The organism is Pseudomonas sp. 09C 129 (assembly GCF_002843625.1).
Lineage (GTDB): Bacteria > Pseudomonadota > Gammaproteobacteria > Pseudomonadales > Pseudomonadaceae > Aquipseudomonas > Aquipseudomonas chlororaphis.
The window spans coordinates 6,011,910-6,034,454 of the sequence record NZ_CP025261.1 but is presented as its reverse complement, the minus strand read 5'-3'; the positions used below and the strand labels follow the sequence as shown (position 1 = coordinate 6,034,454).

21 protein-coding genes and 1 other RNA gene are annotated in these 22,545 nt (G+C 62.0%); 18 read left to right on the top strand and 4 right to left on the bottom strand.

Translation table 11 applies throughout. The features are described 5' to 3' along the window. Window positions 1–8: 8 nt before the first annotated feature. The gene (locus tag CXQ81_RS27000) at window positions 9–425 is read left to right on the top strand and encodes a ClpXP protease specificity-enhancing factor (RefSeq protein WP_007928461.1); all 417 of its coding nucleotides are present in this window, start codon (window positions 9–11) and stop codon (window positions 423–425) included. A gap of 55 nt (window positions 426–480) precedes the next feature. On the opposite strand, the gene CXQ81_RS26995 is transcribed toward CXQ81_RS27000, so the two are convergent. The 4 genes from CXQ81_RS26995 to CXQ81_RS26980 form a co-directional block, all read right to left on the bottom strand. Further along, on the bottom strand, window positions 481–1,059 hold the full coding sequence (locus CXQ81_RS26995) for a BON domain-containing protein (RefSeq protein WP_007928462.1): 579 nt from the start codon (window positions 1,057–1,059) through the stop codon (window positions 481–483). Further along, window positions 1,056–1,649, bottom strand: coding sequence for a phosphoheptose isomerase (locus tag CXQ81_RS26990; RefSeq protein WP_007928463.1), 594 nt, complete (start codon window positions 1,647–1,649; stop codon window positions 1,056–1,058). The genes CXQ81_RS26995 and CXQ81_RS26990 overlap by 4 nt, the downstream gene beginning before the upstream one ends. Before the next feature lie 107 nt (window positions 1,650–1,756). Continuing rightward, entirely contained in the window at window positions 1,757–2,128 is a 372-nt protein-coding gene (locus CXQ81_RS26985) for a YraN family protein (RefSeq protein ID WP_007928464.1), read from the bottom strand. Then, entirely contained in the window at window positions 2,128–3,939 is a 1,812-nt protein-coding gene (locus CXQ81_RS26980) for a penicillin-binding protein activator (RefSeq protein ID WP_101339024.1), read from the bottom strand. The genes CXQ81_RS26985 and CXQ81_RS26980 overlap by 1 nt, the downstream gene beginning before the upstream one ends. A 237-nt stretch (window positions 3,940–4,176) precedes the next feature. Between CXQ81_RS26980 and rsmI the strand changes: the two genes are divergently transcribed. From rsmI to ftsZ, 17 genes are all read left to right on the top strand, one after another. Further along, complete coding sequence (gene rsmI / locus CXQ81_RS26975) at window positions 4,177–5,031, top strand: 16S rRNA (cytidine(1402)-2'-O)-methyltransferase (protein ID WP_178081121.1); 855 nt, start codon at window positions 4,177–4,179, stop codon at window positions 5,029–5,031. 73 nt (window positions 5,032–5,104) lie between these two features. After that, an RNA gene (gene rnpB, locus CXQ81_RS26970) (RNase P RNA component class A) lies at window positions 5,105–5,458 on the top strand. A gap of 308 nt (window positions 5,459–5,766) precedes the next feature. Then, window positions 5,767–6,222, top strand: coding sequence for a division/cell wall cluster transcriptional repressor MraZ (gene mraZ, locus CXQ81_RS26965; protein ID WP_003205355.1), 456 nt, complete (start codon window positions 5,767–5,769; stop codon window positions 6,220–6,222). Next, on the top strand, window positions 6,219–7,166 hold the full coding sequence (gene rsmH / locus CXQ81_RS26960) for a 16S rRNA (cytosine(1402)-N(4))-methyltransferase RsmH (protein WP_053262562.1): 948 nt from the start codon (window positions 6,219–6,221) through the stop codon (window positions 7,164–7,166). Before mraZ ends, rsmH begins: the two co-directional genes overlap by 4 nt. Then, the gene (ftsL, locus tag CXQ81_RS26955; RefSeq protein WP_009050721.1) at window positions 7,163–7,456 is read left to right on the top strand and encodes a cell division protein FtsL; all 294 of its coding nucleotides are present in this window, start codon (window positions 7,163–7,165) and stop codon (window positions 7,454–7,456) included. Before rsmH ends, ftsL begins: the two co-directional genes overlap by 4 nt. Beyond that, window positions 7,456–9,180 carry a penicillin-binding protein 2 gene (locus CXQ81_RS26950; protein ID WP_177323803.1) on the top strand — a complete coding sequence of 575 codons (1,725 nt, stop codon included), beginning with the start codon at window positions 7,456–7,458 and terminating at the stop codon, window positions 9,178–9,180. The genes ftsL and CXQ81_RS26950 overlap by 1 nt, the downstream gene beginning before the upstream one ends. Beyond that, entirely contained in the window at window positions 9,180–10,643 is a 1,464-nt protein-coding gene (locus CXQ81_RS26945; RefSeq protein ID WP_101339022.1) for a UDP-N-acetylmuramoyl-L-alanyl-D-glutamate--2,6-diaminopimelate ligase, read from the top strand. The genes CXQ81_RS26950 and CXQ81_RS26945 overlap by 1 nt, the downstream gene beginning before the upstream one ends. Next, on the top strand, window positions 10,636–12,003 hold the full coding sequence (murF, locus tag CXQ81_RS26940; protein WP_085532338.1) for a UDP-N-acetylmuramoyl-tripeptide--D-alanyl-D-alanine ligase: 1,368 nt from the start codon (window positions 10,636–10,638) through the stop codon (window positions 12,001–12,003). The genes CXQ81_RS26945 and murF overlap by 8 nt, the downstream gene beginning before the upstream one ends. Beyond that, window positions 12,003–13,085, top strand: a complete 1,083-nt coding sequence (gene mraY, locus CXQ81_RS26935; protein WP_007928475.1) for a phospho-N-acetylmuramoyl-pentapeptide-transferase — start codon at window positions 12,003–12,005, stop codon at window positions 13,083–13,085. Before murF ends, mraY begins: the two co-directional genes overlap by 1 nt. Before the next feature lie 5 nt (window positions 13,086–13,090). After that, entirely contained in the window at window positions 13,091–14,437 is a 1,347-nt protein-coding gene (gene murD / locus CXQ81_RS26930; protein WP_007928476.1) for a UDP-N-acetylmuramoyl-L-alanine--D-glutamate ligase, read from the top strand. Beyond that, a complete protein-coding gene (gene ftsW, locus CXQ81_RS26925) occupies window positions 14,434–15,651 on the top strand; it encodes a putative lipid II flippase FtsW (RefSeq protein WP_007928477.1) in 1,218 nt (405 codons plus the stop codon). The genes murD and ftsW overlap by 4 nt, the downstream gene beginning before the upstream one ends. Beyond that, entirely contained in the window at window positions 15,641–16,711 is a 1,071-nt protein-coding gene (murG, locus tag CXQ81_RS26920) for an undecaprenyldiphospho-muramoylpentapeptide beta-N-acetylglucosaminyltransferase (protein WP_009050717.1), read from the top strand. The genes ftsW and murG overlap by 11 nt, the downstream gene beginning before the upstream one ends. Beyond that, entirely contained in the window at window positions 16,704–18,161 is a 1,458-nt protein-coding gene (murC, locus tag CXQ81_RS26915) for a UDP-N-acetylmuramate--L-alanine ligase (protein WP_062824699.1), read from the top strand. Before murG ends, murC begins: the two co-directional genes overlap by 8 nt. After that, window positions 18,158–19,126: a D-alanine--D-alanine ligase gene (locus CXQ81_RS26910; protein WP_007922135.1), complete on the top strand. Its 969-nt coding sequence runs from the start codon at window positions 18,158–18,160 to the stop codon at window positions 19,124–19,126. The genes murC and CXQ81_RS26910 overlap by 4 nt, the downstream gene beginning before the upstream one ends. A 4-nt stretch (window positions 19,127–19,130) precedes the next feature. Continuing rightward, window positions 19,131–19,997, top strand: coding sequence for a cell division protein FtsQ/DivIB (locus CXQ81_RS26905; RefSeq protein ID WP_007922133.1), 867 nt, complete (start codon window positions 19,131–19,133; stop codon window positions 19,995–19,997). A gap of 14 nt (window positions 19,998–20,011) precedes the next feature. Continuing rightward, the gene (gene ftsA, locus CXQ81_RS26900) at window positions 20,012–21,271 is read left to right on the top strand and encodes a cell division protein FtsA (RefSeq protein ID WP_007922131.1); all 1,260 of its coding nucleotides are present in this window, start codon (window positions 20,012–20,014) and stop codon (window positions 21,269–21,271) included. Window positions 21,272–21,336: 65 nt separating this feature from the next. Continuing rightward, window positions 21,337–22,527 (top strand): cell division protein FtsZ, encoded by a 1,191-nt coding sequence (gene ftsZ, locus CXQ81_RS26895; RefSeq protein WP_007922129.1) that lies wholly within the window; start codon window positions 21,337–21,339, stop codon window positions 22,525–22,527. Window positions 22,528–22,545: the final 18 nt, after the last annotated feature.

The window sequence follows — 22,545 nt, the reverse complement described above, 5'->3', positions numbered from 1 at the left end:
GAGCCGCTATGAACTCCAGTCGACCTTATCTGGTCCGCGCGCTCTACGAGTGGATTGTGGACAACGATTGCACCCCGCATATGCTGGTCAATTCCGAATACCCGGCGGTGCAGGTGCCTCAGGGTTTCGCCAGTGACGGACAGATCGTCCTGAATATTTCGCCGAGTGCCGTGCGTCATTTGCACATGGATAACGAGGTGGTGACTTTCGAGGGGCGCTTTGGTGGCGTCCCGCATAGCTTGTACGTCCCTGTGCCGGCGATCCTGGGCATTTACGCTCGGGAGAATGGTCAGGGCATGGTGTTCGATCTGGAGTCGCCCGTGGATGACGAGGACGATGAAATCGAGCCGGATGATGATATTCCACCACCGGATAACGAGCCGCCGCGTCCAAGCGGTCGACCGAGTCTGAAGGTCGTGAAGTAATAAAAAAGGCGATCCATCCGGATCGCCTTTTTTGTGCTCGTACCTTTCGCCTGCATCAGTCGATGTATTCGAACAGTTTGACGATTTTCTGCACGCCGGAAACGCCTTGTACCAGATTGGTCGCCTGGGTGGCTTCCTGTTGAGTCAGCAGGCCCAGCAGGTAGACGATGCCGTTTTCCGTCACGACCTTGATGCGCGAGCCTGGAATGCTGGCATCGGTCAGCATCTGGGTCTTGATCTTGGTGGTCAGCCAGGCATCGTTCTGCCGGGCCAGCAGGGAAGAGGGCGGCAGAACCTGCAGTTCGTTGTGGACTTTCTTCACCCGTTGCACGGCGCTGGCGGCCTGCTCGGCGAGTGTCTTGAGGTCGGCGCGCGGGGTCTGGCCAGCCAGCAGGACGATGCCGTTGAAGCTGGTCACCACGATGTGCGAATTGTGGTCCAGGTCCGGACTGGCCTTGGCGACGTTCACTTCGACTTTGGTCTGGATCAGTGAGTCATCGATCTTGCTGCCGAAGGTGCGGGTGCCGCGGTCATCTTCGATCGGGCTTTCGCGGGTGGCGGTAATCACCGAGCTGCAACCGCTGATGCTCAAGGCTAGGGTCAGGGCCAGTAGGCCAAGGCGATTAGGGGTCATTCTTCACTCCCGAACAGTTGGCTGTCGATCAAGTCGCAGAGGCAGTGGATCGCCAGCAGGTGGACTTCCTGGATACGTGCAGTGACATTGGCCGGTACGCGAATCTCGACATCTTCCGGCAATAGCAGGGACGCCATGCCGCCGCCATCGCGACCGGTCAATGCTACGACAATCATTTCGCGATCATGTGCGGCCTGGATCGCTTGAATAATATTCGCCGAGTTGCCGCTGGTGGAGATCGCCAGCAGGACATCGCCAGGCTGGCCCAGGGCGCGAATCTGCTTGGAAAAGACTTCGTTGTAGCTGTAGTCGTTGGCGATCGAGGTAATCGTCGAGCTGTCGGTGGTCAGCGCAATGGCTGGCAGGCTCGGGCGCTCGCGCTCGAAACGGTTGAGCAGTTCGGAGGAGAAGTGCTGGGCATCGCCGGCCGAGCCACCATTGCCGCAGGAGAGCATTTTTCCTTCGTTTAGCAGGGCGTTGACCATGACCTGGCTGGCTTGCTCGATGTGCGGTGCAAGTACGTCCATCGCCTGCTGCTTGGTGTCGATACTGGCCTGAAAAAGCTGGCGAATTCGGGATTGCATGTCCATCTGTGTGACCTTAAGTGGCGCGGCTTTCTGGCACATGAATGTGCTGCCCGCATAGCAAAGAGCAAAAATGTTGAGTGAAAATGTCCGGCTCGGCCCGAGAGCGTCGATCAGCTTTCAAAGGCATTCCGTAGCCAGTTCAAATGAGTGGTCGTACCTGGGGCGCTGTCTATGGCGACCACATCGAAACGGCAAGGGTGGTTGGACCAGCGCGACTCGCGCTGCAGGAAAAACTGTGCGGCGAGTATCAGTTTCTGACGCTTGCGTGCGTCGATGCTGCCTAGTGCGCCACCCCATTGCGTGTGTTGTCTGTAGCGGACTTCGACGAATACTACTGTATCGCCGTCAAGCATGACCAGATCAAGCTCGCCGCGTTTGCACAACCAGTTCTGCGCCAGCAGGCGCAGCCCTTGTTGTTCAAGATGCCGGAGCGCTTGGGCTTCGGCATCCTGACCGCTTTGCTGGCGTGATCGTTGTGGCATTAGCGCTGGGTGTCAGGCAGGCGAGTGATCTGGCCGCTGACGAACTCGGCCCATGGCAGCTGGCGTTGAACACGCTGGCTCGGGCTCATGGTCAGGCTGCCCGACAGGCCTTCGATGCGGCTGTCCGGCAGGGCCTTGAGTTGCCCCAGGCGTGGTGCCAGGCGGTAGGCGTCGGCGCCCATCGCATACAGTCGACCCAGGCTGCCACCGGCTTGTGGCCATTGCGCGGCGACCTGTCGGCGCAGCGGGTCATTGGCATCCAGCAGCCAAGGCGTCTCGCAGAAGCGTATGCCGTTCATGTCGTTGTACTGGTTCTGGTCGCCGCTGGCGCTGAAGACATGAGAGGTGGCGTAGACAGGTACATCGCCGGCGTACTGGAAGTTCAGGGTCGGCTTGATCTGTTGTGCCTGTTGCGGAGTGGATGCCAGGAAAATGAACTCGATGTCCTGGCGGCGCGAAGGTTGTGCGGCCACTTGAGTACCAGCGGCGTTCTGCAGGCTCTTGGCGCGGGCTTCGCTCTGGCGCAGTTGGAACAGGTCGGCAATCTGCTGGGCCAGGGCTACCGGCTGATCGACGCGTTCGATACCGACCACGCTACCACCGTTGCTTTCCCAGTCCTGACGGAAAGCCTTGAGCACACGATCACCCCATTCGCCGCGTGGCACCAGGACCGCAGCGCGGTGCAGCCCGTCGGCGCGGGCGCGGCGGGAGACTTCGCGAGCCTCGTCTTCGGCGGCCAGGCCGAACTGGAACAGTTGCGCGGGGCCTTGCTCGCCTTCGCTGTAGTTCAGCGCCAGGGTGGTGATAGGCAGTTGCGGGCGTGCGGCGAGCTGTTTGACCAGCGGTTTTTCCAGCGGGCCGACGACCAGTTGCACGCCATCTGCCTGGGCCTTGCGATAGAAGTCATCCAGCGAAGTCAGGCGCGAGCTGTCGTAGAACTCGATGCTGGGTGGTTTTTGACCGGCTTGCTGAGCCTGATAGTGCGCGGCCATGAAGCCGTCGCGCAGGGCCTTGGAGACCGCGGCCAGCGGGCCGTCCTGCGGCAACAGCAGGGCGATCTTGGACAGCGGCTGGCTGGCCAGCTCCTTGAGTTTGGTCAGCGGCAGCGGCAGCTGAATGGCCGCCGGATGCTTGGGGTTCTGTGCGCGCCAGTTGTCGATGGCGGCCTGCTGTTGTTCCAGGGTGCCGGCGGTCTTCACTGCCAGCGCCAGGCTCATCCAGCCGCCCAGGTCATCGTTGCCGACGGCTTGCAGTTGATCGGTCGGCAGGCTGGCAATCAACGTCCAGATGGCTTCGTGGTTCTTGCTCGCGGCGTCGTCCTTGAGCAGTGGCGCAATGAAAATGCGCTCCCGTGCCGCGACGAGGGCCTGGCCGTCAGCCTCTAGTGCGCGAGCGTGGACAGTGCCGGTGCGGATCTGCTGCTCTTCCGGCAGTTCGCTCAGGCGTTGCAGGCTCGGGTGGCTCAGGGCGGTCAGGGCGGCCTTTGGCTGGTTGCGAGTCATGGCCAGTTCGGCGGCCAGGGTGCTGGAGAAAACCTGCTGGCCGGGCTTGAGTTGCTCCATCGGCACTTGTTGCAGGATTTGCGCGGCCTGGCCGGCGTTGCCCTGGCGATAGGCCAGGTCGGCAGCGCTCAAGCGCAGCAGGGCTGCCTTGTCGGGCGTTTTGCTGTTGGCGGCCTGTTCGAGCAGTTGCTCGATGCTGGCATCCGGGGTCCGTGGAAGTTCGCCAAGGCTGGAGGAGGGCGAGCTGGCGCAAGCCGCCAGGAGGGCGGCAAGGCATAAGGCAGAGAACAGCCGCAGGCAAGCGATCATGTAAGTGTTCCTGATACTCGATCAAATTAGCGTGGAATTGTACCCAAGCACTGGCCGGGGCGCGATGTTACTGGCAATAAACCGTCTATTTTAGGTCGAGCAAATGTTGCAGTGCTTTAGAACGGCAGGCGCTGTCGCAGGCGTGAGGTGCCTGTGGCGCGCATTCCGAAGGCTTCTACGCGCTACAATGGCGCTTTTACCGATCAAGAGGTGTGCGCTTTGACTGCTCCAGGTCCTTTGAATTCCGCTGCTGGCTCGCTTTATGTGGTGGCGACGCCCATCGGCAACCTGGACGACATCAGTGCCCGGGCCTTGAAGATCTTGCGTGAGGTGGCGCTGATCGCCGCCGAAGACACGCGCCACTCGCAACGTTTGATGCAGCACTTCGGGATTTCCACACCGCTGGCCGCCTGCCATGAACATAACGAACGGGATGAAGGCAGCCGTTTTCTCACGCGTCTGTTGGCGGGAGACAGCGTTGCGCTGATTTCCGACGCGGGCACGCCGTTGATCTCCGATCCGGGTTACCACCTGGTGCGTCAGGCGCGTGCGGCGGGTATCAATGTCGTTCCTGTTCCTGGGGCTTGCGCTCTGATTGCGGCCTTGTCGGCGGCGGGGCTGCCTTCCGATCGTTTTATCTTCGAGGGCTTTCTGCCGGCCAAAGCGGTAGGACGGCGCGGGCGTCTTGAGCTATTAAAGGAGGAGCCGCGCACGCTGATTTTCTATGAGGCGCCACACCGTATTCTCGAGTGCTTGCAGGATATGGAGTCGGTGTTCGGTGGCGAGCGTCCGGCATTGCTGGCCCGGGAGTTGACCAAGACCTTTGAAACCCTCAAGGGACTGCCGCTTTCGGAGTTGCGGGCTTTCGTCGAGGCAGACAGCAATCAGCAGCGCGGCGAATGCGTTGTACTGGTAGCGGGGTGGTCAGCGCCGGAGAGCGACGAGGCTGTGAGCAGTGAGGCGATGCGGGTTCTCGACCTGCTGCTCAACGAGATGCCGCTCAAGCGGGCCGCGGCATTGGCGGCGGAAATTACCGGCGTGCGCAAGAATGTGCTCTATCAAGTGGCGCTGGATAAACAGAAAGGCGAGTAAACGCGATCGGCGGAATGGCAAAAGGCTTTTATCCCTTGTTCTTCCGCCGCTCTGCCGTTAACCTGCGCGGCGGAGAGTCGATTGGACAGTCGCTGCCCTCTATGAAAATTAGAGGGGGGAGGAAAGTCCGGGCTCCATAGGGCGGAGTGCCAGGTAATGCCTGGGAGGCGCGAGCCTACGGAAAGTGCCACAGAAAATAACCGCCTAAGCACTTCGGTGCCGGTAAGGGTGAAAAGGTGCGGTAAGAGCGCACCGCACGTCTGGCAACAGTTCGTGGCTAGGTAAACCCCACTCGGAGCAAGACCAAATAGGGTTCCAAGGCGTGGCCCGCGCTGGAACCGGGTAGGTTGCTAAAGATGTCCAGTGATGGCCATCGTAGAGGAATGACTGTCCTCGACAGAACCCGGCTTACAGATCGACTCTCCACCTTTTCCCTCCCTGCTTGAATCAATAGCAGAAGCGCTTTTGTAATACCGAAAAGATCTTACTCTTAACAAATTACTTTAACTTCGCGATACAGCTTCTTGAGCTGATTGAAGTTATTGCGCCAAATCCTTCGCCAAATTCCCGTTACCCCTCCTTTTAGTCTCCTAAATCTCCGTTCTATAAGGCTTTTCCGTCGCTCCGTGCCTTGACGGTGTGGTGGGCGCATTCCTATAGTGTGCGCAAGTGGCGGAAAGTGGCATGAAGTGGGTTTTTTGGACGTAAAACGCTAAAATTTGGAGAAACGCTGACGTGTTTCGCGGAGCTAACGCTATCAGTCTCGACGCAAAGGGCCGTCTCGCCATGCCGAGCCGGTACCGTGACGAGCTCGTTTCGCGTAGTTCCGGGCAACTTATCGTCACTATTGATGCCGTTGATCCGTGTTTGTGTGTCTACCCCCTCGACGAGTGGGAAATTATTGAAACCAAGCTGCGTGCGCTGCCTTCGCTACGTGAAGAAAACCGTCGCTTGCAGCGTTTGCTGATTGGTAATGCCGTCGACCTCGAACTCGATGGCAGTGGTCGTTTTCTGGTTCCGCCGCGTCTGCGCGAATATGCCAAGTTGGATAAGCGCGCAATGTTGGTAGGCCAATTGAACAAGTTCCAACTGTGGGACGAGGATGCCTGGAATGCTGTTTCCGCAGCGGACCTGGCAGCTATTCAACAACCGGGCGCCATGCCTGATGAACTGCGTGATTTGATCCTGTGACTATTGATAGCGGCTTTAACCACATCACCGTACTGCTTGACGAAGCCGTCGAGGCTCTCGCCGTACGTCCTGATGGCTGCTATCTGGATGGCACCTTCGGTCGCGGTGGTCATAGTCGTCTGATCCTCAGCAAGCTTGGGCCGGATGGTCGGCTGCTCGGATTCGACAAAGATCCTCAAGCGATTGCCACCGGGCAAGCGCTAGCGGCCGAAGACGGCCGCTTTGTCGTTGTGCAGCGCAGCTTTGCCGAACTGGGCTCGGAAGTGGCCGAGCGCGGCCTGGATGGCAAGGTCAGCGGCGTGCTGCTCGACCTGGGTGTGTCTTCGCCGCAGCTCGACGATCCTGAGCGCGGCTTCAGTTTTCTCAATGATGGTCCCCTGGATATGCGCATGGACCCGTCCCGCGGCATCAGCGCGGCGGAGTTCGTCAACACCGCGCCGGTGGAAGAAATCGCCCGTGTATTCAAGGAATACGGCGAAGAGCGTTTCTCCGGTCGTATGGCCCGCGCCGTGGCTGAGCGCCGCGACATCAAGCCGTTCGAACGTACCGCCGACCTGGCGGAAGTCTTGAAAGTCGCCAACCCGGCCTGGGAAAAGGGCAAGAACCCGGCAACCCGTGCGTTCCAGGGGCTGCGCATTCATGTCAACAACGAACTGGGCGATCTGGAAGCCGGCCTCGAAGCCGCGCTGGAATGCCTGGAGGTCGGCGGCCGTCTGGTGGTCATCAGTTTCCACTCGCTGGAAGACCGCATCGTCAAACTGTTCATGCGCAAGCTGGTGAAGGGCGAGGCGGACAACCTGCCTCGCAACCTGCCGGTGCGCCATGTGGCTTTCGAGCCGAAAATCAAAGTCCATGGCAAAGCGCAGACGGCCTCCGATGCCGAGCTCAAGGCCAACCCGCGTTCCCGTAGTGCTGTCATGCGCGTTGCGGAGAAGCTGCGGTGAGCAAGCTTTTCGCCAAGCCACTTCCAGGCGGAAGCTTTTTCATGCTTCTGCTGTTCATCGGCGTCCTGGTGTCCGCGATTGCGGTGTCCTATAGCGCCCACTGGAATCGCCAACTGCTCAACACGCTGTACGGCGAGTTGAGTGTGCGTGACAAGGCACAAGCGGAGTGGGGACGGCTGATTCTCGAGCAAAGCACCTGGACCGCCCATAGCCGGATCGAAGTGCTGGCCACCGAGCAACTGAAAATGCGCATTCCCGGCGCGGCAGAAGTCCAGATGGTGGCGCCATGATGAAGCTTGAAGGCGCACTCTTCCCCTGGCGGTTCCGCCTGGTGCTGGGCTTGCTCGGCATCATGGTGGCGGCGATCGCCTGGCGCATCATCGACCTGCAGGTCGTCGATCGCGACTTCCTCAAGGGGCAGGGCGATGCGCGCAGCGTTCGGCATATTCCGATCCCGGCTCACCGTGGCTTGATCACCGACCGTAACGGCGAGCCGCTGGCAGTCAGTACGCCAGTGACCACCCTGTGGGCCAACGCCAAGGAAATGCAGCTGGCCAAGGACAAGTGGCCGGCATTGGCTGCTGCCTTGGGGCAAGACCCCAAGGCGCTGGCCGAGCGCCTTGAAGCGCAAGCCAATAAAGAATTCATCTACCTGGTGCGCGGCCTGACGCCCGAGCAGGGCCAGCAAGTTCTCGATCTCAAAGTGCCGGGGGTGTATGGCATCGAAGAGTTCCGGCGCTTCTACCCGGCCGGCGAAGTGACCGCGCATATGGTCGGCTTTACCGACATCGACGATCGCGGTCGCGAAGGGGTCGAACTGGCTTATGACGAGTGGCTCGCCGGAGTTCCGGGCAAGCGCCAGGTCATCAAGGACCGGCGCGGCAGACTGATCAAGGATGTCCAGGTCACCAAAAACGCCAAGGCCGGCAAGCCCTTGGCGTTGTCGATTGACCTGCGCCTGCAATACCTGGCCAACCGCGAGCTGCGCAACGCCATCGTCGAGAACGGCGCCAAGGCCGGCAGCCTGGTCATCATGGACGTGAAGACCGGCGAGATCCTGGCCATGGTCAATCAGCCGACCTACAACCCGAACAATCGTCGCAACCTGCAACCGGCGATGATGCGCAACCGCGCCATGATCGACGTGTTCGAGCCGGGTTCGACCATGAAAGCCATCTCCATGAGCGCGGCGCTGGAAACCGGCCGCTGGAAACCGAGCGACACCGTCGAGGTTTATCCAGGCACGCTGCAGATCGGCAAATACACCATTCGTGACGTATCCAAGAGTGAAGGCGCGGTACTCGACCTGACCGGGATTCTGATCAATTCCAGTAACGTCGGCATGAGCAAGATCGCCTTCGATATCGGTGGCGAAGCCATCTTCCGCCTGGCCCAGAAAATCGGTCTTGGCCAGGACACCGGCCTCGGCTTCCCGGGCGAACGTGTCGGCAACCTGCCGAATTATCGTGAATGGCGCAAGGCCGAGACAGCCACGCTGTCGTATGGCTACGGCATTTCGGTGACCGCGATCCAGCTGGTTCACGCCTTCTCGGCTCTGGCCAATAACGGTCGCATTGCTCCGCTGACTCTGATCAAAACCGACAGGACACCGGAAACCGCCCAGGTGATTCCGGAAAAAGTCGCCAAGACCATGCAAGGCATGTTGCAGCAGGTGATCGAGGCGCCGCGCGGTGTGTTCCGTGCCCAGGTGCCGGCTTATCACGTGGCCGGCAAGAGTGGTACTGCGCGTAAGACTTCGGTCGGTACCAAGGGTTATGCCGAGAACTCCTACCGCTCCCTGTTCGCCGGTTTCGGCCCGATGAGCGATCCGCGCTACGCCATCGTCGTGGTGATCGACGAGCCGAGCAAGGCTGGTTACTTCGGTGGTCTGGTATCGGCGCCGGTGTTCAGCAAAGTGATGTCCGGCACCCTGCGTCTGATGAATATCTCGCCGGACAACCTGCCACCTACCCAACAAGCCAATGCGGCACCAGCTAAAGGAGGGCGCGGCTGATGTCTCTTAGCCTGAACAAAATTTTCGCCCACGCTGGTCGTGATCTGCTGATTCGCGAACTGACTCTGGACAGCCGTAATGTGCGCGCCGGCGATCTGTTTCTCGCGGTGCCTGGCGGCAAGTTCGATGGTCGTGCGCACATCGCCGACGCCTTGCAGCGCGGTGCGGCTGCGGTGGCTTATGAAGTCGAAGGCGCGACCGTCCTGCCGAGTACCGATGTGCCGCTGATTCCGGTCAAAGGCCTGGCGGCGCAGTTGTCGGATATCGCCGGGCGTTTTTATGGCGACCCGAGCCGCAACCTCAACCTGATCGGGGTGACCGGTACCAACGGCAAGACCAGCGTGACTCAGTTGGTGGCGCAGGCACTCGATCTGCTGGGCCAGCACTGCGGCATTGTCGGCACCCTCGGCAGCGGTTTTTATGGCGCGCTGCAAAGCGGCATGCACACCACGCCGAACCCGATTGCCGTGCAGGCCACCCTGGCCGACCTGAAAAAGGCCGGCGCCAAAGCCGTGGCGATGGAAGTGTCGTCCCATGGTCTGGACCAGGGGCGAGTCAGTGCTCTGGCCTTCGACGTGGCGGTGCTGACCAATCTGTCTCGCGACCATCTGGATTATCACGGCACCATGGAAGCCTACGGCTCCACCAAGGCCAAGCTGTTCGGCTGGACCGATCTGGGGTGCCGGGTCATCAACCTCGACGATGAGTTCGGTCGGCTGCTGGCCAGTGACGAACAGGATTCGCGGTTGATTACCTACAGTCTCGAGGATCCACGGGCCTATCTGTACTGCCGCGAAGCGCAATTCGACGACGAAGGCGTGCGTGCAACCCTGGTGACTCCGCAGGGCGAGCATCATCTGCGTAGCACCTTGCTCGGTCGTTTCAACCTGAGCAACGTGCTGGCCGCTGTCGGCGCCTTGCTCGGCCTGGATTACGCCCTCGATGAAATCCTTAACGTACTGCCGAAACTGGAAGGCCCGGCCGGTCGCATGCAGCGCCTGGGCGGTGGTTCGCAACCGCTGGTGGTGGTCGATTACGCCCACACCCCGGATGCCCTGGAAAAGGTACTGCTGGCCCTGCGTCCCCATGCCAAGGGCCGTTTGCTGTGCCTGTTCGGCTGTGGCGGCGATCGCGATCGCGGCAAGCGTCCGCTGATGGCGGAAGTGGTCGAGCGCCTGGCCGACGGCGTTCTGGTCACCGACGACAACCCGCGTACGGAAGATCCGGCGCAGATTTTCGACGACATTCGTGCCGGCTTCAGGGCCGTGGACAAGGTCGAGTTCGTTTCCGGTCGCGGCCTGGCCATCGCCCAGTTGGTCGCCGGCGCTTCGGCGGACGACGTGATTGTCCTGGCCGGTAAAGGTCATGAGGACTATCAGGAAATCAATGGCGTGCGTCTCGACTTCTCCGACCTGGTGGAAGCCGATCGAGCGCTGACCGCGTGGGAGGTGGCCCATGCTTAAGGCCCTGAAACTCAGTGAACTGAGTGGACCGCTGGCGGGGCGCCTGCTGGCTGGCGATTGCAGTTTCGATGGCGTGAGCATCGACAGCCGGGCGATCAAGCCGGGCCAGCTCTTTATTGCCCTGGCCGGCCCGCGTTTCGACGGGCACGACTACCTGAATGAAGTCGCCGCCAAAGGCGCCGTCGGGGCCCTGGTCGAACGCGAAGTGCCAGACAGCACGCTGCCGCAGTTGCTGGTCAGCGATACCCGGCAGGCCCTCGGCCAACTGGGGGCGTTGAATCGTGCGGCTTTCACCAAGCCGGTAGCGGCGATTACCGGCTCCAGCGGCAAGACCACAGTCAAGGAAATGCTTGCGAGCATCCTGCGTACGCGTGGGCCGGTGCTCGCCACGCGCGGCAACCTGAACAACGACCTGGGCGCACCCTTGACCCTGTTGGAACTGGCCCCAGAGCACACCGCGGCCGTGATCGAGCTGGGGGCTTCGCGCATCGGCGAAATTGCCTACACCGTGGCGATGACCAAGCCGCAGGTCGCCATCATCAATAACGCCGGTACCGCCCATGTTGGCGAGTTTGGCGGGCCGGAAAAAATCGTCGAGGCCAAGGGCGAGATCCTTGAAGGGCTGGATGCTTCCGGTATCGCCGTGCTCAATCTCGACGATAAGGCCTTCCCGATCTGGAAAGCCCGCGCCGCTGGCCGTCAGGTGCTGAGTTTTGCCCTGACCAACAATGCCGCCGACTTTTACGCCTCGGATATCCAGCGCGATGCCCGTGGCTGCCCGAACTTCACCCTGCACGCGGGCAACGGTTCCGAGCGTGTCCAGTTGAACCTGCTGGGTACCCATAACGTTGCCAATGCCCTGGCCGCTGCGGCTGCCGCGCATGCCCTGGGCGTGTCATTGTTCGGCATCGCTACCGGGCTCAACGCGGTGCAGCCAGTCAAGGGCCGCACTGTCGCCCAACTGGCGAAAAACGGTATGCGGGTAATCGACGACACCTATAACGCAAACCCCACATCAATGTGCGCGGCCGTTGATATACTCGCCGGCTTTTCCGGTCGCACCGTCCTGGTGCTCGGAGATATCGGCGAGTTGGGCGATTGGGCGGAGCAGGGGCACCGCGAAGTGGGTGCTTATGCCGCCGGCAAGGTATCGGCGCTCTATGCCGTGGGCCCGATGATGGCCCACGCGGTCGCCGCCTTCGGTGAGCACGCCCGACACTTCGCCAGCCAGGCCGAGCTGATCGCAGCCCTGGGCGCCGAGCAAGATACAAACACCACTATTTTGATCAAGGGATCGCGCAGCGCGGTGATGGAAAACATCGTCGCGGCTTTGTGTGGTTCCAGCACGGAGAAACATTGATGCTGCTGCTGCTAGCGGAGTACCTGCAACAGTTCTACAAAGGCTTCGCGGTCTTTCAGTACCTGACCCTGCGCGGGATTCTCGGGGTACTGACTGCACTGGTGCTGTCCTTGTGGCTGGGGCCGTGGATGATCCGCACTCTGCAGACCCGTCAGATCGGCCAGGCCGTGCGTAACGACGGTCCGCAATCGCACCTCTCCAAGTCGGGTACTCCGACCATGGGCGGCGCGTTGATTCTTTCGGCAATCGGTATCAGCACCCTGCTGTGGGCCGACCTGAGCAACCGTTATGTGTGGGTGGTGTTGCTGGTCACCCTGCTGTTCGGCGCCATCGGCTGGGTCGATGACTATCGCAAGGTGATCGAGAAGAACTCCCGTGGTCTGCCGAGCCGCTGGAAGTACTTCTGGCAGTCGGTATTTGGCCTGGGCGCGGCGATCTTCCTCTATGTCACCGCGCAAACCCCGGTCGAAACCACCTTGCTGATCCCCATGCTCAAGGACGTCAGCATTCCGCTGGGCATTGGCTTCGTGGTCCTGACCTATTTCGTGATCGTCGGCTCCAGTAACGCGGTCAACCTGACCGATGGCCTCGACGGCCTGGCGATCATGCCGACCGTGATGGTAGGCGGCGCCCTGGGCATCTTCTGCTACCTGTCGGGTAACGTGAAATTCGCTGAGTACCTGCTGATTCCTTACGTTCCGGGCGCGGGTGAGCTGATCGTGTTCTGCGGCGCGCTGATCGGCGCCGGGCTCGGTTTCTTGTGGTTCAACACCTACCCGGCGCAAGTCTTCATGGGCGACGTCGGCGCGCTGGCGCTGGGCGCGGCCCTGGGCACCATCGCGGTGATCGTTCGCCAGGAAATCGTCCTGTTCATCATGGGCGGCGTGTTCGTGATGGAAACCCTGTCGGTGGTCATTCAGGTGGCCTCCTTCAAGTTGACCGGTCGTCGTGTCTTCCGCATGGCGCCGATTCACCACCACTTTGAACTCAAGGGCTGGCCCGAGCCGCGTGTGATCGTCCGTTTCTGGATCATCACCGTGATTCTCGTGCTGATCGGCCTTGCCACCCTGAAGCTGAGGTAGAACGAGTGTCTCTGATCGCTTCTGACCACTTCCGCATCGTTGTCGGCCTCGGCAAGAGCGGCATGTCCCTGGTTCGCTTCCTGGCGAACCGGGGCGTGTCGTTTGCCGTCGCCGATACGCGGGAAAATCCACCGGAACTGGCCACGCTGCGCCGTGACTATCCGCATGTGGAAGTGCGTTGTGGCGAGCTGGACGTCGACTTCCTGTGCCGTGCCGACGAGCTCTACGTGAGCCCCGGCCTGGCCCTGGCGACCCCGGCCCTGCAAGCCGCCGCCGCCCGTGGGGTGAAACTCTCCGGCGATATCGAGCTGTTCGCGCGTAACGCGAAGGCACCGATCGTCGCCATCAGCGGTTCCAACGCGAAAAGCACCGTGACCACCCTGGTGGGGGAAATGGCCGCGGCGGCGGGCAAGCGGGTCGCAGTGGGCGGCAACCTGGGCACGCCGGCCCTGGACCTGCTCAGCGACGACGTCGAGCTGTATGTCATGGAACTGTCCAGCTTCCAGCTGGAAACCACCGACCAGTTGGGGGCCGAAGTGGCCACCGTGCTGAACATCAGCGAAGACCATATGGACCGCTACAGCGGGCTGCCGGCGTATCACCTGGCCAAGCACCGGATCTTCCGTGGCGCCCGGCAAGTGGTGTTCAACCGCCAGGATGCCCTGACCCGGCCATTGATCGGCGAAGGCCTGCCGTGCTGGACCTTCGGCCTGAGCAAACCCGACTTCAAGGCGTTCGGCCTGCGTGAAGAGAATGGCGAGAAATACCTGGCCTTCGAATTCCAGAACCTGATGCCGGTACGCGAGCTGAAGATCCGTGGCGCCCATAACCAGTCCAACGCCCTGGCGGCGCTGGCCCTGGGGCATGCAGTCGGCCTGCCGTTCGATGCCATGCTCTCGGCCCTGCGCACCTTCGCCGGCCTCGAGCACCGCTGCCAGTGGGTTCGCGACCTGGATGGCGTGGGGTATTACAACGATTCCAAGGCCACCAACGTGGGCGCCGCACTGGCGGCCATCGAAGGCCTGGGCGCGGATATCGAAGGCAAGATCGTGCTGATCGCCGGTGGCGACGGCAAGGGTGCCGAGTTCAAGGACCTGCGCGATCCGGTGGCGGCCAACTGTCGCGCCGTGATCCTGATGGGCCGCGATTCCGACAAGATCGGCGAGGCCATCGGCGATGCCGTGCCGCTGATTCGTGTCGGCTCCCTGGTCGACGCCGTGGCGCAATGCCGTGCCGCCGCCCAGTCCGGCGACGTGGTGCTGCTGTCGCCTGCCTGCGCCAGTTTCGACATGTTCAAGAACTACGAAGACCGTGGTCACCAGTTCGTCCGCGCCGTGGAGGATCTGGCATGAACCTGAGAGACATCATCAAGCCTTATCCATCGCCGATCATCACCGGGCGCGGCGTCGACCTCGACTTCCCGATGCTCGCCGGCTGCCTGACGCTGCTCGGCCTCGGGCTGATCATGATCGCCTCGGCCTCCACCGAAGTGGCGGCGGTGCAATCGGGCAGCGCGCTGTATTACATGATTCGCCACCTGATCTACGTGGTGCTGGGCCTGGGTGCCTGCATCGTCACCATGATGATTCCGATCGCCACCTGGCAACGCCTGGGCTGGATGATGCTGCTCGGTGCCTTCGGTTTGCTGGTGATGGTGATCATCCCGGGGATCGGCCGCGAGGTGAACGGTTCGATGCGCTGGATCGGCTTCAGTTTCTTCAACGTCCAGCCTTCCGAGATCGCCAAGGTCTTCGTGGTGATCTACCTCGCCGGTTATCTGGTGCGTCGCCAGAAAGAAGTGCGCGAAAGCTGGATGGGCTTCTTCAAGCCATTCATCGTGCTGTTGCCGATGGCTGGCCTGCTGCTGATGGAGCCGGACTTCGGCGCCACCGTGGTGATGATGGGGGCCGCGGCGGCGATGCTGTTCCTCGGCGGGGTCGGGCTGTTCCGTTTCTCCTTGATGGTGGTCCTGGCGGTCGCGGCGGTGGTCCTGCTGATTCAGATGCAGCCCTATCGAATGGCGCGCTTGACCAACTTTGCCGACCCCTGGGCCGACCAGTTCGGCGCGGGCTACCAGTTGTCCCAGGCCTTGATCGCTTTCGGTCGTGGCGAATGGCTGGGCGTTGGCCTGGGCAATAGCGTGCAGAAGCAGTTCTACCTGCCGGAAGCCCACACCGACTTCGTGTTCTCGGTCCTGGCCGAAGAGCTGGGTGCCGTGGGTTCCCTGTGCACGGTGGCGTTGTTCGTCTTCGTCTGTATCCGTGGCATGTACATCGGCCTGTGGGCCGAGAAAGCCAAGCAGTTCTTTGCCGCCTATGTCGCTTATGGCCTGTCGTTCCTGTGGATCGGCCAGTTCCTGATCAACATCGGGGTGAACGTCGGCCTGCTGCCGACCAAAGGCCTGACCTTGCCGTTCCTCAGTTATGGCGGCAGTTCGTTGGTGATCTGCTGCGCCTGTCTTGGCCTGTTGCTGCGCATCGAGTGGGAGAGTCGGACCCACCTGGGCAGCGAAGAGATGGAGTTCAGCGAGAGCGACTTCGCCGAGGAGCCAAGCCATGGGCGCTAACGTGCTGATCATGGCCGGTGGCACCGGCGGTCACGTGTTCCCGGCGCTGGCCTGTGCCCGTGAATTCCAGGCGCGCGGTTATACCGTGCACTGGCTCGGCACCCCGCGCGGCATCGAAAACGAACTGGTGCCGAATGCCGGCCTGCAGCTGCACCTGATCAACGTCAGCGGCCTGCGTGGCAAGAGCAAGCTGTCGCTGCTCAAGGCGCCATTCGTGCTGCTCAAGGCGGTGCTGCAGGCGCGCCGGATCATTCGTCAGCTCAAGCCGGTCTGCGTGCTGGGCTTTGGCGGTTATGTGACTGGCCCTGGTGGTGTCGCGGCAAAACTGTCCGGCGTGCCGGTGATCGTTCATGAACAGAACGCGGTCGCCGGTACCGCCAATCGGCTGCTGGTGCCGTTGTCGGCCCGAGTCTGCGAAGCTTTCCCGGACACCTTTGGTGCCTCCAGCAGCCGGCGTACCACCGGCAACCCGGTGCGCACCGAGCTGTTCCTCGATACACCGCGCGAGGCCCTGGCCGGACGCAAGGCGCGTTTGCTGATCCTGGGTGGAAGCCTGGGAGCAGAGCCGTTGAACAAGTTGCTGCCTGAAGCCCTGGCGCTGGTCTCCCCCGAGCTGCGCCCGGAAGTGTTTCATCAGGCCGGCAAAAACCACGATGAAGTGACTGCAGAGCGCTATCGCGCCGCCGGCGTCGAGGCGCAGGTGCAGCCGTTCATCAAAGACATGGCCCAAGCCTACGGCTGGGCTGACCTGGTGGTCTGTCGCGCAGGCGCGTTGACCGTCAGTGAACTGGCTGCCGCCGGTCTGCCTTCGATGCTCGTGCCTTTGCCTCACGCCATCGACGATCACCAGACCCGCAATGCCGATTATTTGGCTCGTGAAGGCGCTGCCTTCCTGATGCCGCAAAGAACGACTGGCGCAGCGGACCTTGCCGCTCGCCTGACAGAGGTTTTGATGCAACCGGAACGACTCAACAGCATGGCCGACGCCGCACGTCGCCTGGCCAAACCCGATGCCACCCGTAGCGTGGTCGATATCTGCCTGGAGGTGGCCCATGGTTGAGAATCAGAAAGCCATGCCACAACCGGAAATGCGCCGTATCCGTCGCATCCACTTCGTCGGTATCGGCGGCGTGGGCATGTGCGGGATCGCCGAAGTACTGCTGAACCTGGGCTACCAGGTTTCCGGCTCCGACCTCAAGGCGTCGCCGGTCACCGAGCGCCTCGAGTCCTTTGGTGCGCAGATCTTCATCGGCCACCGTGCCGAGAACGCCGCCAACGCCGATGTACTGGTGGTGTCCAGCGCCGTGAACACCTCCAACCCGGAAGTGGCCACCGCCCTGGAACGCCGCATCCCGGTCGTGCCGCGCGCGGAAATGCTCGCCGAGCTGATGCGCTATCGCCACGGCGTCGCCGTTGCCGGTACCCACGGCAAGACCACCACCACCAGCCTGCTGGCCTCGGTATTCGCCGCCGGTGGCCTGGACCCGACCTTCGTCATCGGTGGCCGGCTGAATGCAGCTGGCACCAATGCACAGCTGGGCACCAGCCGCTACCTGATCGCCGAAGCCGATGAAAGCGACGCCAGCTTCCTGCACCTGCAGCCGCTGGTGGCCGTGGTGACCAACATCGACGCCGACCACATGGCGACCTACGACGGTGACTTCAACAAGCTGAAGAAAACCTTCGTCGAATTCCTGCACAACCTGCCGTTCTATGGCCTGGCCGTGCTGTGCCTGGACGACCCGGTGGTGCGCGAGATCCTGCCGCAGGTCAAGCGTCCGACCGTCACCTACGGTTTCAACGAAGGCGCCGACGTGCGCGCGATCAATGTACGCCAGCAGGGCATGCAGACCTTCTTCACCGTGCTGCGTCCCGATCGCGAGCCGTTGGATGTCTCGGTCAACATGCCGGGCAACCACAACGTGCTGAACGCCCTGGCGACCATCTGCATCGCCACCGACGAAGGCATCAGCGATGAAGCCATCGTCCAGGGCCTGTCGGGCTTCCAGGGCGTGGGACGTCGCTTCCAGGTCTACGGCGAACTGCCGGTGGACGGCGGCAACGTGATGCTGGTGGACGATTACGGCCACCACCCGACCGAGGTCGCGGCGGTGATCAAGGCCGTGCGCGGTGGCTGGCCTGAGCGCCGCCTGGTGATGGTCTACCAGCCGCACCGTTTCAGCCGCACCCGCGACCTGTACGACGATTTTGTCCAGGTGCTGGCGGACGCCAACGTCCTGCTGTTGATGGAAGTCTATCCGGCGGGCGAAGAGCCGATCCCGGGGGCGGACAGCCGTCAGCTGTGCCACAGCATCCGTCAGCGCGGCCAGTTGGATCCGATCTACATCGAGCGTGGGGTCGACCTCGCGCCGCTGGTCAAGCCGCTGCTGCGCGCCGGCGACATCCTGCTGTGCCAGGGCGCCGGTGATATCGGCGGCCTTGCGCCGAAGCTGTTGAACAGTCCGTTGTTTGCGGGTGCCGTGCCTGCCGGTCAGGGGAAGTCGAAATGACCGCCGCCTACGCCTCTCTGTTTTCGACCCTCGCGCCGAAGGATTTCGGTCGCGTCGCCGTGCTGTTCGGCGGCAAGAGCGCCGAGCGCGAAGTCTCGCTGAAGTCCGGTAACGCCGTGCTCGAAGCCTTGCTGAGCGCTGGTGTGGACGCCTTCGGCATCGACGTCGGTGACGACTTCCTGCAGCGCCTGCTGAACGAGAAGATCGATCGCGCCTTCATCATCCTCCACGGTCGTGGCGGCGAAGACGGCAGCATGCAGGGCCTGCTGGAATGCATGGGCATTCCCTACACCGGCAGCGGCATCCTGGCTTCGGCGCTAGCGATGGACAAACTGCGTACCAAGCAGGTCTGGCACAGCCTCGGTATTCCGACGCCACGCCACGCCGTACTTGGCTCCGAGGCCGATTGTATTTCTGCGGCTACGGAACTGGGCATGCCTTTGATCGTCAAACCGGCGCATGAAGGTTCCAGTATTGGTATGGCCAAAGTGACATCCGCGTCCGAACTGATCGACGCATGGAAAGCGGCCAGTACCTACGACTCGCAAGTCTTGGTTGAACAATGGATTCAAGGTCCGGAGTTCACCATCGCCACGCTGCGCGGCCAGGTATTGCCACCGATCGCCCTGGGCACGCCCCACACGTTTTACGACTACGACGCCAAGTACCTGGCTTCCGATACCCAGTACCGGATTCCGTGTGGCCTCGACAGCAATAAAGAGCAGGAGCTCATGGACCTGACGGCGAAAGCCTGCGGGGCGCTCGGTATCGCCGGTTGGGCGCGTGCCGACGTGATGCAGGACGCTGATGGCCAGTTCTGGTTCCTGGAAGTGAACACCGCTCCCGGCATGACCGATCACAGTCTGGTTCCGATGGCGGCCCGTGCCGCCGGCCTGGATTTCCAGCAGCTGGTTCTGGCCATCCTGGCGGAGAGTGTCGTCAGTAACGCAGAGCCGCGAGGTTAAGGCCATGCAAGGCGCCCAGCTACGTCATCAGCAACCCGCTCCCGGCCGCAAGCCGGTGCCGCGTGGTGCCAGCCGGATGGTGGCCAAGGAGCCGATGTCGGCGCGCCTGCCGAAAGCCAACTTTGGCGTGCTGAAAAGCCTGATGTGGCCGGTGCTGCTGGTCGCGCTGGGCTTCGGCACTTACGAGGGCGCGCAGCGCCTGTTGCCCTATGCCGACCGGCCGATCACTAAGGTCGCGGTGCAGGGCGACCTGAGTTACATCAGCCAGCAGGCGGTGCAGCAGCGGATCGCGCCCTACGTCGCGGCGAGCTTCTTCACCATCGACCTGGCGAGTATGCGTACCGAGCTGGAACAGATGCCATGGATCGCTCATGCCGAGGTACGGCGTGTGTGGCCGGACCAGGTGGTGATTCGCCTGGAAGAGCAGTTGCCGGTGGCCCGTTGGGGCGACGAGGCGCTGTTGAACAACCAGGGCCAGGCCTTCACCCCGCGTGAGCTGGCGAACTACGAGCACTTGCCACAGTTGTTCGGCCCGCAGCGGGCCCAGCAGCAGGTGATGCAGCAGTACCAGGTGTTGAGCCAGATGCTTCGCCCGATGGGTTTCTCCATTGCCCGTCTGGAGTTGCGCGAGCGCGGCAGCTGGTTCCTGACCACGGGGGCCGGCAGCGCCGGTCCTGGTATCGAACTGTTGCTCGGACGCGATCACCTGGTGGAGAAGATGCGCCGCTTCATTGCCATTTATGAAAAAACGCTGAAAGAACAGATTACGAACATCGCGCGCATCGATCTGCGTTATGCCAACGGCCTGGCCGTCGGCTGGCGGGAACCTGTAGCGCCCACGACGGCCCAACCCGCCGTCGCGAAGAATTAAGAAGAGGCAGGACCATGGCAAACGTGCAAAGCGGCAAAATGATCGTCGGTCTGGATATCGGTACCTCCAAGGTGGTGGCGCTGGTAGGCGAGGTCGCGGCCGATGGCACGCTGGAAATCGTCGGTATCGGCACCCATCCATCGCGCGGCCTGAAGAAGGGCGTGGTGGTGAATATCGAGTCCACCGTTCAATCGATCCAGCGCGCGGTAGAAGAAGCGCAACTGATGGCCGGTTGCCGTATCCACTCGGCGTTCGTCGGCGTGGCGGGCAATCACATTCGCAGCCTGAACTCCCACGGCATCGTGGCGATTCGTGATCGCGAAGTGAGCTCGGCGGACCTGGAGCGGGTACTCGACGCGGCGCAGGCCGTGGCGATTCCGGCCGACCAGCGGGTGCTGCACACCCTGCCGCAGGATTACGTGATCGATAACCAGGAAGGCGTGCGCGAGCCCCTGGGCATGTCCGGCGTACGCCTGGAAGCCAAGGTGCACGTGGTGACCTGCGCGGTGAATGCCGCCCAGAACATCGAAAAGTGCGTGCGTCGCTGCGGCCTGGAAATCGACGACATCATTCTCGAACAGCTGGCCTCGGCGTATTCGGTGCTGACCGACGACGAGAAAGAGCTGGGCGTGTGCCTGGTGGATATCGGTGGTGGCACCACCGACATCGCGATCTTCACCGAAGGCGCAATCCGCCATACCGCGGTGATCCCGATTGCCGGCGACCAGGTGACCAACGACATCGCCATGGCGCTGCGTACGCCGACCCAGTACGCCGAAGAAATCAAGATTCGTTATGCCTGCGCCCTGGCCAAGCTGGCCGGTGCCGGCGAAACCATCAAGGTGCCAAGCGTTGGCGACCGTCCGCCGCGCGAGCTGTCCCGCCAGGCCCTGGCCGAAGTGGTCGAGCCGCGTTACGACGAGCTGTTCACCCTGATCCAGGCCGAACTGCGTCGCAGCGGCTACGAAGACCTGATCCCGGCCGGCATCGTGCTGACCGGCGGTACTTCGAAAATGGAAGGCGCGGTCGAACTGGCCGAAGAGATTTTCCACATGCCGGTCCGCCTGGGCGTGCCGCACACCGTCAAAGGCCTGTCCGACGTGGTGCGCAACCCGATCTACTCCACCGGCGTGGGCTTGCTGTTGTACGGGCTGCAGAAGCAGTCCGACGGTATCTCGTTCTCCGGCATCGGTAGCCGAGACAGCTACAGCAGCGATGAACCCAAGGCCGCCTTGCTCGATCGCATCAAGAGCTGGGTGCAGGGCAATTTCTGAAGATTTACCGCAACACCGTTGTAAGCAGTAGGCGAAAAAACTAGAGAAATGAAAGGAGAGGGAAAATGTTCGAACTCGTAGACAACGTCCCCGCAAGTCCGGTAATCAAGGTTATCGGTGTCGGCGGTGGCGGCGGCAACGCCGTCAATCACATGGTCAAGAGCAACATCGAAGGCGTCGAATTCATCTGCGCCAACACTGATGCTCAAGCGCTGAAAAACATCGGCGCGCGGACCATCCTGCAACTGGGTACCGGCGTGACCAAGGGCCTGGGTGCTGGCGCCAATCCTGAAGTCGGCCGTCAAGCCGCCCTGGAAGACCGCGAGCGTATCGCTGAAGTGCTGGCGGGCACCAACATGGTGTTCATCACGACCGGCATGGGCGGTGGTACCGGTACCGGTGCTGCGCCGATCATCGCCGAAGTGGCCAAGGAAATGGGCATCCTCACCGTTGCGGTGGTGACCCGTCCGTTCCCGTTCGAAGGCCGCAAGCGCATGCAGATCGCCGATGAAGGCATCCGCGCGCTGAGCGAAAGCGTCGATTCGTTGATCACCATTCCCAACGAAAAGCTGCTGACCATCCTCGGCAAAGACGCCAGCCTGCTGTCGGCTTTTGCCAAGGCCGACGACGTCCTGGCCGGTGCCGTTCGCGGTATCTCCGACATCATCAAGCGTCCGGGCATGATCAACGTCGACTTTGCCGACGTACGCACCGTGATGAGCGAAATGGGCATGGCGATGATGGGCACTGGCTGCGCCAGCGGTCCTAACCGTGCACGTGAAGCGACCGAAGCGGCGATCCGCAACCCGCTGCTGGAAGACGTGAACCTGCAAGGTGCGCGCGGCATCCTGGTGAACATCACCGCCGGTCCCGACCTGTCCCTGGGTGAGTACTCCGACGTGGGTAGCATCATCGAAGCCTTCGCTTCCGAGCACGCCATGGTCAAGGTCGGTACCGTTATCGATCCGGACATGCGCGACGAGCTGCACGTGACTGTGGTTGCCACAGGTCTGGGCGCGAAAATCGAGAAACCTGTGAAGGTCATCGACAATACCGTGCAAACCTCCATGGCCGCTGCACAGGCGCCAGCACCTGCGCGTCAGGAACTGCCGTCGGTCAACTACCGTGATCTGGACCGTCCGACCGTCATGCGCAACCAGGCCCAGGCCAGTGCTGCGACTGCGGCGAAGCTGAATCCGCAAGATGATCTGGACTACCTGGACATCCCGGCTTTCCTGCGTCGCCAGGCCGATTGATGGAATGTATCAGGGGTA

Excerpts from the sequence above, each read along its gene's own strand:
- CXQ81_RS27000 (WP_007928461.1), top strand. The coding sequence starts at position 9 with ATGAACTCCAGTCGACCTTATCTGGTCCGCGCGCTCTACGAGTGGATT.
- CXQ81_RS26995 (WP_007928462.1), bottom strand. The coding sequence starts at position 1,059 with ATGACCCCTAATCGCCTTGGCCTACTGGCCCTGACCCTAGCCTTGAGC.
- CXQ81_RS26990 (WP_007928463.1), bottom strand. The coding sequence starts at position 1,649 with ATGGACATGCAATCCCGAATTCGCCAGCTTTTTCAGGCCAGTATCGAC.
- CXQ81_RS26985 (WP_007928464.1), bottom strand. The coding sequence starts at position 2,128 with ATGCCACAACGATCACGCCAGCAAAGCGGTCAGGATGCCGAAGCCCAA.
- CXQ81_RS26980 (WP_101339024.1), bottom strand. The coding sequence starts at position 3,939 with ATGATCGCTTGCCTGCGGCTGTTCTCTGCCTTATGCCTTGCCGCCCTC.
- CXQ81_RS26950 (WP_177323803.1), top strand. The coding sequence starts at position 7,456 with ATGAAGCTTGAAGGCGCACTCTTCCCCTGGCGGTTCCGCCTGGTGCTG.
- CXQ81_RS26945 (WP_101339022.1), top strand. The coding sequence starts at position 9,180 with ATGTCTCTTAGCCTGAACAAAATTTTCGCCCACGCTGGTCGTGATCTG.
- murF (WP_085532338.1), top strand. The coding sequence starts at position 10,636 with ATGCTTAAGGCCCTGAAACTCAGTGAACTGAGTGGACCGCTGGCGGGG.
- mraY (WP_007928475.1), top strand. The coding sequence starts at position 12,003 with ATGCTGCTGCTGCTAGCGGAGTACCTGCAACAGTTCTACAAAGGCTTC.
- ftsW (WP_007928477.1), top strand. The coding sequence starts at position 14,434 with ATGAACCTGAGAGACATCATCAAGCCTTATCCATCGCCGATCATCACC.
- murG (WP_009050717.1), top strand. The coding sequence starts at position 15,641 with ATGGGCGCTAACGTGCTGATCATGGCCGGTGGCACCGGCGGTCACGTG.
- murC (WP_062824699.1), top strand. The coding sequence starts at position 16,704 with ATGGTTGAGAATCAGAAAGCCATGCCACAACCGGAAATGCGCCGTATC.
- CXQ81_RS26910 (WP_007922135.1), top strand. The coding sequence starts at position 18,158 with ATGACCGCCGCCTACGCCTCTCTGTTTTCGACCCTCGCGCCGAAGGAT.
- CXQ81_RS26905 (WP_007922133.1), top strand. The coding sequence starts at position 19,131 with ATGCAAGGCGCCCAGCTACGTCATCAGCAACCCGCTCCCGGCCGCAAG.
- ftsA (WP_007922131.1), top strand. The coding sequence starts at position 20,012 with ATGGCAAACGTGCAAAGCGGCAAAATGATCGTCGGTCTGGATATCGGT.
- ftsZ (WP_007922129.1), top strand. The coding sequence starts at position 21,337 with ATGTTCGAACTCGTAGACAACGTCCCCGCAAGTCCGGTAATCAAGGTT.